The sequence below is a fragment of the Mycoplasmopsis lipofaciens ATCC 35015 genome, assembly GCF_000686585.1.
Taxonomy (GTDB): domain Bacteria; phylum Bacillota_I; class Bacilli_A; order Mycoplasmatales; family Metamycoplasmataceae; genus Mycoplasmopsis; species Mycoplasmopsis lipofaciens.
The window spans coordinates 129,238-145,820 of sequence record NZ_JMKY01000004.1 but is presented as its reverse complement, the minus strand read 5'-3'; the positions used below and the strand labels follow the sequence as shown (position 1 = coordinate 145,820).

The window sequence follows — 16,583 nt, the reverse complement described above, 5'->3', positions numbered from 1 at the left end:
TTAATTAAATCAAATAATGTTGTAGCATCATTAATTTTAGATAAATCTGTATCTCAAAACATTTGAATTAAATTATTTGCTAAAGTGTTTAATTCATCAGAATTTAATGTTTTCTTTAATAAATTAGTAAAATCATCTTTTTGTAATAATTGTTCAACGTTATTGTTGTTTGCATATAATTTATCAACAAATCTAGTTAATAAATCACTATTTGCAAGATACTTCAAGCTTGATTTAATTAATTTTTTAATTGTTTCATTGTGTTGATTTAAATTACTATTTCTTACTATTTTAATAATTTTTAAAATAGTTTCTTCTAAATGTTCATTATCAAATTTTGCTTCAATATTAGTTTTGACAACTTTAAAAATATTAGTAACGTTTAATTTTAAAGGAGATGAATTAATTAATTCATTAATTAAAGAATTTGCAATAATGTCTGAAAATTTCAATTTTTCATCTAATAAACTTAGAGTTTCAATTAAATCGTAATTTAATTTAGTTAAATCACTTTCTTCAATATCATTAAATATTTCAACTGATATATCAGATTCTTTTATAAGTTTAGAAATTAGTCTTGAAATTATTTGTTTAAATTCTAAATTACTTGTTAATTCTTTTGTTATAGAAAACATGGCTTGTTTTATAGAATTTTGATTTAACGTAGAATTTATAAAAATATTTCATAATTCTTGATAACTAGTAGCTTTTGAATATGAATTAGAATCGTTAATAATGTTTACAAACAATGAACCAACAGTTTCTTTTAATGTTTTGCTATTTAGTACTATTTTTATTAAATTTAATAAATCATTTTTAGAAATAAATTTTGCGATTTTATTATTATAAAAAGGATTTAAGAATTTTTCAATTTGTTTATTTGTGACTGTAAATGATAAAACATTTTGAATTATATTTTCTATAATTTGTTTCAATTCAGATTTTTGATTTTCAAAAAAATCAATTTTTAAAAAGCTTGTAATTAATTTTATATTTTTTTCTTCATCTAAAAATTCTTCTTTAAAAGATTTTATCAAATTATCCAATGTATAATGTTTTGAACCTGGAACATTATCATTGTCTCAATCAGTCTCAAAAAATCTCTTTTGTGATGAAATAAATAAATTAGAAACAATTTTGTTAGAGTTAAATCATTCAATCATTTTATTTAGATTTCTTTTATTATCTCTATTTAAAAATATTTTTAATGCATTTGAAGGATCAATATTTTTATAAAAATCAGAATTAAAAAAATTAAACAATAAATTATTAAAAATGAAATTTGAAAATCTAGTATCATCTAAAACTCTTTTTATATAATTAGACTCAGACTTTTCTGATTCATGTTTTAAATAAAAACTATCTTCATTTTTTAAAAATATGTCTTTATCATTACCAAAAATCTCGTTAATAATAGTTTCCGATTTTTTCGTAAATTCAATTTGATACAAAAATGAATCTTGATCACTTTGAAGATATTTATAATTTCAATCTAAATTTAATGATTTTAAATAATCAATATCTCTAGATGGTGTAATCAATTTTGTAAATATATCCATTGCCATTTTCTTATATCCAAATGAACTAGGATGAATATCAAATAATAAAGGAGTAAATAAGTTTATTTCTCTATTTCATTTATCAGAATTATAAGGATTAATAAAAAATTCTCCATTTGAATTCGCAATAAATTTAATTTTTTTGTTTAATAAATCTAAAATTATTTTAGAAATACTTATATTTGAATTATCACCCAATTTAGCATCTATTAATTGTGCAATAAAAGCAATAGGCATTGGGTAACCAATAAAATTAATATTTAAATTTGAATTTATTGATTTAATAGTTTTTATAAATTCAATTTGTCTTGTTTTTAAATTTTCAAAAACGTCGTTGAAGAAATCATTAACTAATGAAACAATTAAAGAATAATTCAGATTACTATTAGCTAATTGATTAATAAGATCTAATAATGGAGCATTTGCTAAATTATTTAATGTTAATGTTAAAAAATCATTTGCACCTAATGTAACTGTGAGTAAATTTGCTTGTGATAATTTATCAATTATTAATTGCTTGGCAGCTAATAAATCATTACCAAAATAATTAGTAAGAATATTTCTTTGTTCATTGGTAAGAGAAGTAAAGTCATTTGTATTTAATAATAAATTTCAATCTGAAAATCTAGAACCACTTTTAGCAAAATTAAAAAAAGATTCTAATTTATTTTCTTGAGCATTTTGGAAAAACGAAGCTAAATAAGCTGGAAATGATAAACCCTCAATTTTATTGTCCACAAAACTTCCAGGATAATCTTTAGGCATATCTCCTTGAAATCCCGCACTTATAGAATCACCTAGCGCTACATATTTTATTGCATCATTCGCTCCAATAAAATTGCGACTTTTATCTCTAGGAGATAATTTTGAAATAGGAATATTATGAACATCATCATTATTCTTTGGATTATCTTTTATTGAAGGTAATCCAGGAACATCAAAATCACCATTATCATCTGGATAATAGACAACACCATTTACCTTTTTTATTTTTTTATCTTTAGTTGGGATAAAACTTAATCCTACTGCTAATGCCACAGTGGCAGCAAAAGTCCCAGCAATTATACCTATAGTTTGTTTAGCTTTTATTTTCATAAACACCCTCCATATTAAATTAATACTTCTTATTATACTTAAATTTTAAATAATTCAACTTATGTAAAAAGCTTATTAGTAATAAACTAATAAGCCTGTTTTAAAGGTATAAAAAATTATTTTTAAATAGATTTATTTCAAATTTTCAAATTGTGTTTTGCTATTTTTAATAAATGAATCGTATTCTGATAAAGTTGTTATTAAAGGATATTGATCTTTTAATTCATCCTTAAAATTATTCAATTCAGAGATTTTTTTAGCAGTAAGTGAAGGATTTGAATTGATATAATTTTCAATTTCGAGAATCAAATTTTGATGTTTTTTGGCTAAATTAAATAATAAATCTCTTTCGATTATTGTTTCGTTTGCTTTATTAATAACTTTTAATAATTTTTCTTCTAACATTTTAGTTTGACCATCAGACACTGTATCTAAATCAATATCCAACAAATCAGTGGCTATTGCTAAATATTTATTTTTTATAATTGTAAATAAATTATCAGAAACAAGATTTAAAACCTCTAAATGTTTATTAGTTTTAAATTCTCTTATTTTATTAACAATTTCATTTAATGCATTTTGTTTAGCTTGTTGTCTATCTTTTTTTGCTTTTGTTAATGCTTTTTCCAAATTAGAAAAAGTCTCAGAATAATCAGATAAAACAGAATGTTCATCTTCAATTATTCTCTTTGCTTCATCTAGAACACTGTTAAGTTCATTTTTAATATTTGGATAATCTACTAATTCTTTTTCAATAAAAGAATTTATTTCATACTCAATTTTACTATTAAGTAAATTAATTATTTGTTGATACTGAGTATCTAGGTCGTTTTTAGTTTTTTTAACCTTGCTTAATTCTTTAGATAATTCTTTAATCGAAGTTGACACAACTTCTATAGGTGTGTTATTCGAATCAAATTTTGTTTTAGAATCTTGATAAATAGAAGTAATTTCATTTTTGATTTCTTCATATCTTGGTAAAACTAAAGAATTTAAAAATTCTTGGGTTTCACTTAATAAATCATTTAACTGTTCTTTTTCTATACTTAAATTGTATGAATTAGATTGATCATATTTAGCTTTTTTAAATCCTTTTGTTAATTTAGAATAAATTTCATCAAATTGATCTTGATTAATTGTAATGGCTAATTTCAAATTTTCTTTTGTTTCATTTATTATCGTGTCTATTTCATCGATTATATTTTGATATTTTGTGGCATCTAAATCTTCTTTATAATCATTCATTTCCGCGATTAGTTTATAGATTTTAGTTTCTAATTCCTTTGTGCTCAAAAAAGACTGCAATTGAATTGCTAATTTCATTGCAACAGCTTCAATTTCCATTTTTGCCGAATTTAAAGTTTCAATATTGATGTTTTTTTCAGTTAAAATATTTGCGTGTTTAGATAATAATTGTTCTAATTCGTTTAAGTTATCTTTAAAAATTTCTTTCTTTTTATCATTAGTTTTATTTTTATATGTATTTTCTATTGAATTATTTAAATTATTAATAAATAATTCATATTCTTTTTTTGCAATTTCAAGCTTTTGAGATTCAGTTTTTTCATTTTTATTATTGTTATTACAACTAACAACACTTGAAGTTAATACAAGTGGTGTTGTTGTTAAAGTTAAAAATATCTTTTTCGTTTTCATAATAATCTCCTTTTATAAATATATTTTCTAATTATATAGTAATAAAAATTAAATAAAAATACTTAAAAGCGGCATTTCTATGGCTTTTAAGTATTAAATATTATTTACTAGTCATCTAAATCATCTTCAAATTGATCTTCCAAAACATCTGATTCTTGAGATCCAAATAATTCTTCTATATTTATATCTTTAAGATTTTCAGACATTGAAAATTCATCAAAATTAATTGCCTCATTAACAAGATTTGGATTATCTGGGTCATATTTAGAACTAAAATATGATTTAGGATCTTTAATATCATATTTTCCTTTTGCTTCATAATTACTATTTGTACCAGCAGGAATTCTATGACCCATAATAATATTTTCTTTTAATCCTTCCAATTTATCTGTTTGACTTGCAATTGAAGCATTAACCAAAATTTTTGGAGTTTCTTGGTATGAAGCTGCTGCAAGAAATGAATCAGATAATAACGGAGTTTGTTTTGCACCTTTAATTTTTACTTCACCAAAAGGTGGTTTTTTACCTTCTGATATTAAATGTGCACTTTCTTTTTGATATGCAAATATATCTACTAAACTACCACTAAAGAATTTACTGTCACCTGGATCTGTTATCATAATTTTTGAAAGCAATTGACGAATAATAATTTCAATATATTTATCACTAATTGAAATACCTTGTAAACGATATAACCTTTGAATTTCTTTCAATAAATAATTTTGAACTGCACGAGTATCAGCAACTCTTAATAAATCATTAAGAATAATTGGACCTTCAACAAGTTTTTGACCTGGAACAACTTCATCCCCGATAGCAACACGAATACTACGACCTGCTTTCGAATCATAAGTGATTGTTTGTTTTGCACCATTTTTATCAATGTGCTCAACTGAAATTAATTTAATAGCTTTTTGAGTATCATCTTTTTGAATGTCTTTAATATCAACAACTTTTCCATAAACTTCGCTAATAATTGCTGGACGACCTCAAGGAGAATCATAAGCATCTATTAACTCCATTAATCTACCAAAACCACCAGTTATATCATCAACTCCAGCAACACCACCTGTATGGAATGTACGCATAGTTAATTGTGTACCTGGTTCACCAATTGATTGTGCTGCAACAACTCCAACTGCTTCTCCAATATTAACAACACGATTTAATGCTAAATCTTTACCATAACATTTTTTACATACACCATTGCGTGTGTAACATGATAAAACTGAACGAATTTCTATTTCCGAAATTCCCGCTTTTTCTACTTCCTCAACAATTTCTGGAGTAATTAATTTATTTGCTTCCAAAATAACTTTATTACCATCTAAAATAGGTTTGTTAGTAAAGCGTCCTTCAATTCTCTCTAAAAGACTTTCAATAACTGAATTGGTTTTTGTATCTTTAATATCTTTAACAACAAATCCGTAATCGGTACCACAATCTTCTTCACGAACAACAATACCTTGAGCTACATCCACTAAACGACGTGTTAAATAACCTGATTTAGCAGTATTAAGAGCAGTATCAGTAAGACCTTTACGTGCACCGTGAGTTGATGAATAAAATTCATAAGCAGTTAATCCATCAAGAAATGATGATTTAACTGGAATTTCAACTGTTGAACGAACAACACGTTCATTTTCAGCATCAGCTTTAAGAATTTTTGTGTTATTACTCATCAAACCACGCATACCAGCTAATTGAACAAAGTTGCTTGAATTACCACGAGCACCAGATGTAAACATCATAAATAATGGATTCTCTGGATTTGTTTTTGTAACTTCTTTTAATTCTTTTTCAATTTCTTCTTTAATTGCTGTTCATTTTTCAATTGTTAATTTATATCTTTCATCATCAGTTACCATACCAAGTTCAAATTGTTCATTTAATTCCTCAATATATTTATCACCTTCTTTAATTTTTTCTTTTGTAGAAGGCAATGTGGTAACATCGCTAATTGCGATTGTTGTACCTGAAAGAGTTGAAAATTTATAACCTAACTGTTTAATGTCGTCAAGAATAGATGCAACAATATTTGTATATCTAAATCAAACTTTTTCCAATAATTTTGTAAATTCATTAACAGTTCAACCTAATTGGCTACCCTTGTGATTTCTTTCAAATTCTGTTTTAATTTTTATTCGTTCTTCAAGAATAATGTCTTGTAAAATTTCAACATGTGAAACTTCAATTGGTTGACCATCATATTTCTTTAATTGTGCTAATGAATCAAACAATTTATCTAATTTTTCTTCATTATCACAATCATTAATAACTGATGCTAAATCTTCCATATTAATAACTGAAACATATGAATCATATACATTACGTACAATTTTAGCAATATCTTTTTTAGCTAAAGGTAAATTTAATTTCATACCTTTAATTACTTCAGGGAAGTTTGTTCCGTAAGGAAGTAAATAATTTTTTATATGATTTTCATTGCTTGAAGTATGTAAAATTTCTTTTTCTTTTACAACTTTTTTACCATTTTTATCAGTTGAAATAGTTTGATCCAAATATTTACCAAAAATAAATTCAAAACTATCTGGAAAAACTCTATTAAAAATAAATTTACCAACAGTAGAAACAATATATTTGTTATCACCAGTATTTATTCACTTCTTATTAATTTGACTAACAGGTAAAACAACACGAGAATGTAAAGAAACAATTTTGTTTTCATAGGCTGTTAAAAGTTCATTATATGAACCGAAATAACGACCTTCACCTTTTGCATTTGCTTTTTCCATTGTCAAGTAATAAATACCTAAAACAATATCTTGTCCTGGGTTAATAATAGGTTCTCCATCTTTTGGACCTAAAATATTTTTCGAAGCTAGCATTAATTCACGTGCTTCTCTAACCGCTTCATCACTAATTGGAACATGAACTGCCATTTGGTCACCATCAAAATCGGCGTTAAATGGAGTACATGAAAGTGGATGTAATTTAATTGCTTTACCACGAATTAAAACTGGTTCATAAGCTTGAATACTTAAACGGTGTAATGTTGGTGCACGATTTAAAAGAACCGGTCTTCCTTCAATAGCTTTTTCAACATAAGGCCAAATAATTGGATCTAAATTTTCAACAAATCTTTTACCAGCTTTAATTGAATTTATATTATTATCTCCTTTTATTAATTCACGAATAATTCAAGGTTCAAATAATTTTGTAGCCATTTCACGAGGAATACCAACTTGGTGCATTTTTAATTCTGGTCCAACAACAATAACTGAACGACCTGAATAATCAACACGTTTACCAAGTAAATTTTGACGAAAACGACCTTTTTTACCAGTTAATGCATCAGAAATTGATTTTAAAGGACGACCATCCTTTGAACTAACAGGATTAGGTTTTTTTCTTGAATTATCAATTAAAGAATCTACCGCTTCTTGAATCATACGATACTCGTTTTGCTTAATAAGCATAGGAGCATCTGTTTCAACTCATTTTTTCAAACGGTTATTTCTAATAATAATACGACGATACAATTCGTTAATATCACTTGTCGAATGACGACCACCATCTAATTGAACTAAAGGACGTAAATCAGCAGGAATAACTGGTAAATCATAAATTAACATACTCAATGGATTTTGTTTAGAAATTATAAATTTATTTATTACAGCTAAACGTTTATATAGCTTAGTTCTTTCTTGCACTTTAGCAGATGAAGTATTTGACTCATTGATTTGAGCAGTAATTATTCTAATTTCTTCTTCTAACTTTTGAGCTTCTTCTTTTAAATTAATATTTTTTAATAAATACTCAATAGCTAAGGAACCTGTAGAAATTTTGGCATCACTGTATTCATGAATAATATCATTATATTCATAAAAATCAACACCATAATCCTTACCCATTTTACTTGTTGCGTATGATTCTAATTCTTCTAAAGCTTCATGAATAACTTCATATCCCTCTTCATCTTCTTGAAATTTTTGAACCAACTCTTCTAAAGCATCTTTATAAATAGCTGCTGCTTCTGCGATATCAATAATTGTATTTTTCTTAAGTGATTTTAAACCACCATCCTCTAAAACAATATGGCTTTTATAATATATTAATCTTTCTAAATCAGATTTAGAAACTGTTTTAGAACTATCAGCAACTCTAAGACCTAATAATTTTGAAATAATTGAATGGTCTATTTTAAAAAATCAAAAATGAACAACTGGATTTTCTAAATGAATATGACCCATACGACTACGGCGAGTAATTTTTGGTAAAATTTCTGGACGATATTTTTTACACATTTGTGTAACTTCACAATTAGTATTTTCATCACTTTTTTTATATTTTTTACCACAAATTGGACATTTATAATCTGTTGTTGGGCCAAAAATTAATTCATCAAAAAGCCCTTCTCTCTCAGGTTTATAACTTTTATAATTAATTGTCTCAGGCTTGGTTACTTCACCATGTGATCAAGATTTTACATCATCATGGGTGGCTAGAGAAAGTGTAACTTTTTCTATTTCTGATAAATAATTTTTATTTTTAAAATCTCTACTCATTTGAACCTCCTGAATTTGAAACATCAAAATATTGTTGATAATCACTATCTTCATCTTCAACTATTTGACTTCTTTTTGAATCTAACTTCATACATAATCCTTTAAGTTCATAACTTAAAACATTAAACGATTCTGGAATACCTGGTTTTGGTAAATCTCTATTTGTTGCTAAGGCTGCATATAATTTATTACGACCTTCAATATCATCCGATTTGTAAGTCAATATTTCTTGTAAAACATTTGTTGCACCATAACTCTCAAGTGCTCATGTTTCCATTTCACCAAAACGTTGACCACCATTTTGACTCTTACCACCAAGTGGTTGTTGTGTAATCAATGAATATGGTCCAACTGAACGAGAGTGCATTTTATCATCAACCATATGGTTAAGTTTTAACATATACATAACACCTACTGAAACAGGGTTATCAAATTTTTCTCCTGTTATTGGATCAATTAAAAATTGTTTACCTGATTCTGGAAGGTTTGCTTCTTTAATAACTTCATTAATATCTTCTTTTTTCACACCATCAAATGTTGGAGTAACAAATTTGCAATTTAGTTCTCTAGCAGCCATTCCTAAATGAATTTCTAAAACTTGACCTATATTCATACGAGAAGGAACACCTTGAGGATTCAACATAACATCAATAGGTGTACCGTCCTCTAAATATGGCATATCTTCTTCTGGTAAAACAATTGAAACAACACCTTTGTTCCCATGACGACCAGACATTTTATCACCAACTTTAATTTTACGTTTTACAGCAACCGAAACTTTAACAATTTGTTCAATTCCGTCTTCTAATTTATCACCATTAGCACGAGAAAGAATCTCAACTCCAATAATTGTTCCACTATGACCGTTTTTAACTTTTAATGAAGTATCTCTAACTTGTTGGGATTTTTGTTGCAATACTGATTGAAGAAGTTTTTCTTCTTGACTAGGATTATCATCGCCTTTTGGACTTGTACGTCCTACTAGAACATCTCCTGGAGTAACTTCTGAACCAACACGAACAATTCCGTGTTCATCTAAATGTCTGATTGAATGTTTTGAAACATTAGGAATGTCTGATGTTAATTCATCATTTCCAGCTTTTGATGTTCTAAATTGTATTGTTTGTTCTTCAATGTGAATAGAAGTGAAAACATCATCTTTAACTAGACGTTCATTCAAAATAATAGCATCCTCATAATTGTAACCTTTATATGTTGTGAATGCGACAAGAACATTTTTACCTAAAGCTAATTCACCATCTTTGAATGATGAACCATCTACCAATAAATCACCTTTTTTAACATGTTGACCCTCTTTAACAATAGGTTTTTGATGGATAACTGTGTCTTGATTAGAACGTTGAAAGTTTTTAAGAAGATAAGTGTCTGTTCTATCTTTTAAATCTCTAATTTTAATTTTTAAGCCATCCACATATTCAACAACACCATCATTTTTAGCTAAAAAGTTTCCTGAAGAATATTTTGCAATTTGAGATTCCAATCCAGTTGCCACAAGAGGCGCTTCTGTTTCTAATAATGGAACGGCTTGACGTTGCATGTTAGAACCCATAAGCGCACGGTTGGCATCATCATTTTCTAGAAATGGAATACATCCTGCTGCAACTGAAACCATTTGATTTGAAGCAACTTCAATATACTCAATATCTTCTGGAGAGCCCATTATGTAATGATAATTACGACGCATTGTAATTTGATCACCAATAATTCTATTATTTTCATCAACATTAACAGTTGATTGAGCAATATTTGAATCTAGTTCTTCTGAAGCAGTAAGATAATGAACATTTTCATAATCAACTATTCCATTTTCAACTTTATAGTATGGTGTTTGTAGAAAACCAAATTTATTAACTTTTGCATATGTTGCAAAGTTTAAGATAAGACCAATGTTGGGTCCTTCAGGTGTTTCAATTGGACATATTCTACCATAGTGAGTAGCATGAACATCCCGAACTTCAAATTGAGCAGTATCTCTATTAAGACCACCAGGTCCTAATGAAGTAATACGACGTTCATTTGAGATTTCAGCTAATGGATTAATTTGATCCATAAATTGTGATAATTTTGATGAGTTAAAAAATGTTTTCATTTGATTAGAAATTAATTTATTGTTTGTAACATTTTTAGGTTTAACCTTGTCAGGCTCTTTAGCACTCATTCTTTCACGTGTTGTTTTTTCAAGTTTTGATAGTCCAGTATTCAATTGATTTTGCATCAATTCACCAATTGATACAATACGTTTGTTAATCAATGAATCTGGATCATCATCTTGGCCAATTCCATCTAATAAATTAAAATAATAATTTATTGTTGCCACAATATCAGAAACAATAAGATGTTGATCATTCGCTTTTGGATCAGAACCAATAACTCTAACTTTTTCTTTACCTTGTTCCATTCATTTTCTAGAAGGATAGATATGAATAGAAATCATCTTATTTCTTTTTTTCAAATCCTTATTTTGTTCATCATTTAAGAGTTTTGCATATACTGTTTCAACATTGATTCCTGGGATTTCTTGACTTGCTAAAAATCCTTTATCAAAATTATATTGAATTAAAATAGCCAACTTATTAGTAATATGTGTTCCCTTTGTTAAATGTTTTTCATTTCCATCTTTGTCTTTAATTACAATATCTTCAGCTAATAGTGTTCCTGAAATACGATCTACAAGATTTAACTTACGATTCAACATATAACGTCCAGTTTCACTTAATGAATAACGTTTTTTGTTAAATAGTAAATTTGGAATTAAATTAGCTATCGATTCATCTGAAACACGATCACCACGACGAATAACTCTAAACAATTCATCTTGACAACCTTTAACATATTCTTCATGATTGTAGCCATCCTCATTTAATCTTTTATCTTTTTTAATAGTTTCTTGTAGTACATCAGAATTACCAAAAAGATAATTAATTTCTTTAATGCCAAGGCCTAAAGCACCTAAAAATGTTGTTAAATTTACATTTTTGTTTTTATCAATTTTAATTTTTACTGAATCAGGTGATTTTGATGTAATTTTATGTGAAATTTCAATTCATGAACCTAATCTTGGTAAAATTTCAACCTTGTTAAATAAATCATCAGATTGTTTATTACGAACTCCACGACCAAAATAAGCGCCAGGAGATCTAATTAACTGACTAACTATAACTTTTTCACTTCCATTAATAATAAAACTACCACCACTAGTCATAAGAGGAATTTCACCTAAAAGAACCTCATCATCTTTAACTTCTCCGGTTTCAATTGCTTGTGCTCTAAATTTTGCTGTTAATTTTGCAGCATAATTAGTTCCTTTAACTTTGGCTGTATTGACAGCTCTATATTCATTGCTATCATAATCAAGTTTAGCCGAACCTGAAACATATTCAAGAACAACTTTTTTGTTAGTAGCAGAAATTGGATAATATTCTCTAAGACTTTGCTCAATTCCTTTTTTAATAAATCATTTAAATGATTCTTTGCTTGTTGTTAAAAAATCAGGAACTGGTTCAGTATGTTTAGTTACTGAATAATCACGACGCTCGGTGATTGGTCCAAATTTCCTAATTTTGTAAGGGTATTTATTTTCTTTTTTTTCTGTTGCAACGTTCATATTCTTAATACTCCTCTAATAAAAAATAAACACATACGCAATTAAAAAATAATATATATTAATATTAATACTAATTAATTACGCACGAGTGTTCATATTTTAGCACTTAATTTAAATATAAAAAATAAATTTTTAATCATTAACCATAATAATTTAATTCAAAATTATAAAAAATGCTGTTTTATAATGTTTTTAGTCAATTTTATAAAAATTAAAAAAATATGAAAATAAAATTAAGGTTTTTAATAAACCTTAATTTTATAAATTTGTATGAAATTATTTAACTTCAACAGTTGCGCCAGCTTCAACAAGTTTTGCTTTGATATCTTCAGCTTCTGCAGCTGGAATATTTTCTTTAATTGTAGCAGGTAATGTTGAAACTAATTTGTTTGCTTCCATTAAAGCTAAGTTTAACATTTCTTTAACAACTTTAACAATAGGTAATTTTTTACCATTGTCAGCTGTAATGAATACTGAAACTGTAGATTTTTCTTCAGCTTCTGCACCACCAGCAGGAGCTGCTGCTGCAACAACTGCTGAAGGATCAATACCGAATTCTTCTTTCATTGCTTCTACTAATTCCATAACTTCTTTAATTGACATTTCTTTTAATGATTCAATAAATGTTTCTTTTGTTAATTTTGCCATAATAAATCCTTTCAAAAATTAATTATTTGTTTCTTCTTTTTCACTAAACATTTTTAATGAAAGAGAGAGTTGTTGTAATGGTGACATAAGTGAACGAGCAAGAATTGTAAGTGCTTCTTCATAATTTGGTAAAGTAGCAACTTCTTGAACACCTTTTGCATCGATAACTTTGCCTTCAAAAATACCGGCTTTAGGAACTAAAAGTTTATGTTTTTTTGCAAACGCAACTAAAACTTTTGCTGCAACTAAATCATCATCATTGCTAAATGCAAAAATATTAGGACCTACTAAATGTTCATCTAAGCCTTCAATGTTAGCTTGTTTAGCACCGTGTTTAAAAATACGGTTTTTATAAACTTTAATATCAACGTTATGTTGTTTAGCCTCAACACGCAATTGTGTTAATTCATCAACAGATAAACCACGATATTCAGCAATAACTAAAGCTTTAGAACTTTTTAGTTTATTTTCAATTTCTTTAGCAACTTCTTTTTTCATTAATCTTAATTTTGATTCATGTTTTGATTGCATAGTTTCCCCCTTTCGTAATTAATTAGCAATACTAAAATTGGGACAATAATAAAAATGAAAGTATGTATGTAACATACACTAGGTAACAAATTAAGTTTACACAGTTACTGTCTTTATGTATTGCGTTATTATTCTATAATATTTTTTATATTAAAAAAGTAAAAAATAATAAAATTGTCTTTTAAAATGCAAGATTTAAAAACAAAAATCCAAAACATGGTTTAATTAATATCATGTTTTTGTTATTTTTTGTAATTTAGAAGAAATTAGATGTCTAATATTTAAATATTTTTTATTTATTTTTTAAAAATTCTTCTCATCTATCTTGGTATAAAGGTAAAATGGTCAAAGCTGAAATTGCTAATTTACCTTCAAATTCACCATTTTCGTTTTGATGAATCGCATAACTTAAGCCGTATTCATTTTTAATTATTTTAGCTCTAATTAAAGCCCCACCGTTAAAATCTACATCTTGGCTTCCATAGTTATTATTACAATAATAAATGTAGTCAACATCGCCATTCTCATCAAATTCAGCTCCCCAAATATTCATGGCATGTCCTGGTCTTGAAAAAGCAATGGCTTTTTTGTTTAAAAAGGCATCTTTTAAATAATTATTAAAACTATTATAATTAAGCCCTTTAACTAGTTGAGCTGCAGAATTTGAATAACCACGGCCTTTAATTCCATTATCAGGAATTATTTCACTAAAAAAACCAGCACGATATTTAGGGTTTTTCGATAAATATGAAGCATTATTAGGGGTTCAACTAGGGGTTCAACCAGAAATAAATCAATTTACTCCATCATTTATATAGCCGCCTTTATCATTTCAAGCTTGTGCAAAGAATTTAAATATTTCGCTTCTCCCATTTTCATCATCAGGATCTTGATTTTGAATTTTTGGATATTTTTTAGGCATATTTTTAATATATTCGCTAGTTGAACTTAAATTCATATATTTTTCTATATATTGTTGATTGTTTTTTATTCATCAGTGAATTAAATTAGAAGCAGCAGCTGCTCAACATAAATTGTAGTCAAAGTATTGATTCTCTTCTTCAGCAACTTTATTACAATCAAATCAACCATATTTTTCGTCATAAGCTAATTTAGTTGAATAGTCACTAACTCATTTATCTGGTTCTTCCTTATATGAAGGCGAGTTAATTCCATAGAAATACATTGTTTTGTTTTTGAAATCAAATTCTTCGGTTTTTATTTCTTTTTCTTTATCATTTTGTGAACTATTATTATTCTCATTGTCTGTATTGGCTGTGTTGGAAGATTCATCATTATTTATAGGTTCACTAGAAGTATCGTTGGTTTCCTCTGAACTATTGTCACTTGAACCATTATTATCAGATGTTTGCGGTTTTTCGTTATTTAATCGATTAAATTCTGATAAGACATAAATGTATTTACTATTTAAATTGTTTCTTAATCGTTTAAATAATTCGATATCATCTAAAGAAATTTCAATATTTTTGAGAAACTGATTTAATTCTTCATTTAATTTATGAAGATCCTCTTTTTCAGTTTGCATTGAAGAAAATAATATTTTCTCTAATTTTTCGGATTTACCAAGTAATATAGTCAATTCATTTCTATATTTTTTTGTTATTTCTTTAATACTATATTTAATTTTATTAGTTAAGTTATTTTTTAAATTAGTAATAGTTGTTAAAGAACTCGCTTTACTTTTTAAGTTTATTATTTCGCTTTTTATATTTTCTAGAGAAGTTGCTAAAAAATTAAACTCAGGGTCTGTAGAAATATAATCAATTATTTTATTGACTTTTGTCATTTCTACATCAATTAGTTTTAATTCTTCGTTAATTTTCTCATCATCTTTATTATGATTTTTAGAATAAATACAATTTGAAGACAATGAAGGAGCAACTAAAATTGTCGCAATCACATTCAAAAGTAACCATTTTTTATTTTTCATGAATTTTCCTTACTATGTTATTAAATCAAAAAAATTATATATAAGAACAAGAATTAATTTTACTTCTTTTTATTATTTATAAATACAAATAAAAAAATTTCTTGCATTAACAACATTACTTTATATATAAATTTAATTATTAAAAGCATAAATACACTTATTTGACACACTATTACCTATTAATTTATTGAAGACAAAATTATCTATAAGATGTTAATTGTAAATTTTTATAATTATCACTATTTTCTTGTAACTTTTTAAAAATATGAAAAAACATTCTAGATGTTGTAACTCTTCCTTCCATTGTATATAGTCTTAAACCATCATGGCGCTCATTGTCTTTAATTTTTAAAAAGTATGTAACTTTATTTTTTATATTTTTAGGTAATCAAGAAGATAATAAAACCACATTTGCCTTTGTATTTTTAATAATATCAATCATTCATTTATGTTGTAAGGATACAGAATTTAATATGATTGTATCTTTTTCTGTTAGTAGTTTTGAAATTCCTATCTGTTCATATTTATTCATCAATAATATGGCATTTTTATTCATTCTTAATAATTTTATTTGAAAATCTAAATTAACTCCTATTGCGCCCGAAACACCAATAAAAAAGATCTTTTCAGATATATTTATCAATGATGCTATTTTGCTATAAATAGAGTCCTCTAAATCTTTATCTTCCTCTTTTAGAATTAACGAATTATTATGTACAAAAATTAATTCCTTTACATTTTTTAAACCAATTTTTTTTGAAAGAATAGTTATTGCAGCTGGACTGACGCCTATTTCTTGACAAAAATTAATAGCTTTAGATAATTTGATTTTATTCTTAATATACAAAAGTAATTTCTCAGAAATATATTTATTTGTATTAGATCCTTCTTTTGAAATTACTATTAAATTAGAAATATAACTACTTGTACTTATTAAATTATTTGTTGTTTTCATATAATCATTTTATAAAATATTTTACAAAAAAATA

Annotated in this window: 8 protein-coding genes; all 8 read right to left on the bottom strand. The window is 26.3% G+C overall.

What is annotated here, in order from left to right; genetic code table 4:
• Nucleotides 1–2,654: SGNH/GDSL hydrolase family protein (locus tag T388_RS0101630; protein ID WP_027120592.1), on the bottom strand; the 2,654-nt coding region annotated here is incomplete at its 3' end.
• A 132-nt stretch (nt 2,655–2,786) separates the two neighbouring features.
• The gene (locus T388_RS0101625) at nt 2,787–4,310 is read right to left on the bottom strand and encodes a hypothetical protein (protein ID WP_027120591.1); all 1,524 of its coding nucleotides are present in this window, start codon (nt 4,308–4,310) and stop codon (nt 2,787–2,789) included.
• Between the two features lie 107 nt (nt 4,311–4,417).
• Nucleotides 4,418–8,839 (bottom strand): DNA-directed RNA polymerase subunit beta', encoded by a 4,422-nt coding sequence (gene rpoC / locus T388_RS0101620; RefSeq protein WP_051586187.1) that lies wholly within the window; start codon nt 8,837–8,839, stop codon nt 4,418–4,420.
• Nucleotides 8,832–12,464 carry a DNA-directed RNA polymerase subunit beta gene (rpoB, locus tag T388_RS0101615; protein WP_027120589.1) on the bottom strand — a complete coding sequence of 1,211 codons (3,633 nt, stop codon included), beginning with the start codon at nt 12,462–12,464 and terminating at the stop codon, nt 8,832–8,834. Before rpoB ends, rpoC begins: the two co-directional genes overlap by 8 nt.
• A 276-nt stretch (nt 12,465–12,740) precedes the next feature.
• Entirely contained in the window at nt 12,741–13,112 is a 372-nt protein-coding gene (rplL, locus tag T388_RS0101610) for a 50S ribosomal protein L7/L12 (RefSeq protein ID WP_027120588.1), read from the bottom strand.
• An 18-nt stretch (nt 13,113–13,130) separates the two neighbouring features.
• A complete protein-coding gene (gene rplJ, locus T388_RS0101605; protein ID WP_027120587.1) occupies nt 13,131–13,643 on the bottom strand; it encodes a 50S ribosomal protein L10 in 513 nt (170 codons plus the stop codon).
• 292 nt (nt 13,644–13,935) lie between these two features.
• Nucleotides 13,936–15,594 carry an IdeS/Mac family cysteine endopeptidase gene (locus T388_RS03685; protein WP_027120586.1) on the bottom strand — a complete coding sequence of 553 codons (1,659 nt, stop codon included), beginning with the start codon at nt 15,592–15,594 and terminating at the stop codon, nt 13,936–13,938.
• A gap of 199 nt (nt 15,595–15,793) precedes the next feature.
• Nucleotides 15,794–16,549: a MurR/RpiR family transcriptional regulator gene (locus T388_RS0101595; RefSeq protein ID WP_027120585.1), complete on the bottom strand. Its 756-nt coding sequence runs from the start codon at nt 16,547–16,549 to the stop codon at nt 15,794–15,796.
• Between the last annotated feature and the right edge of the window lie 34 nt (nt 16,550–16,583).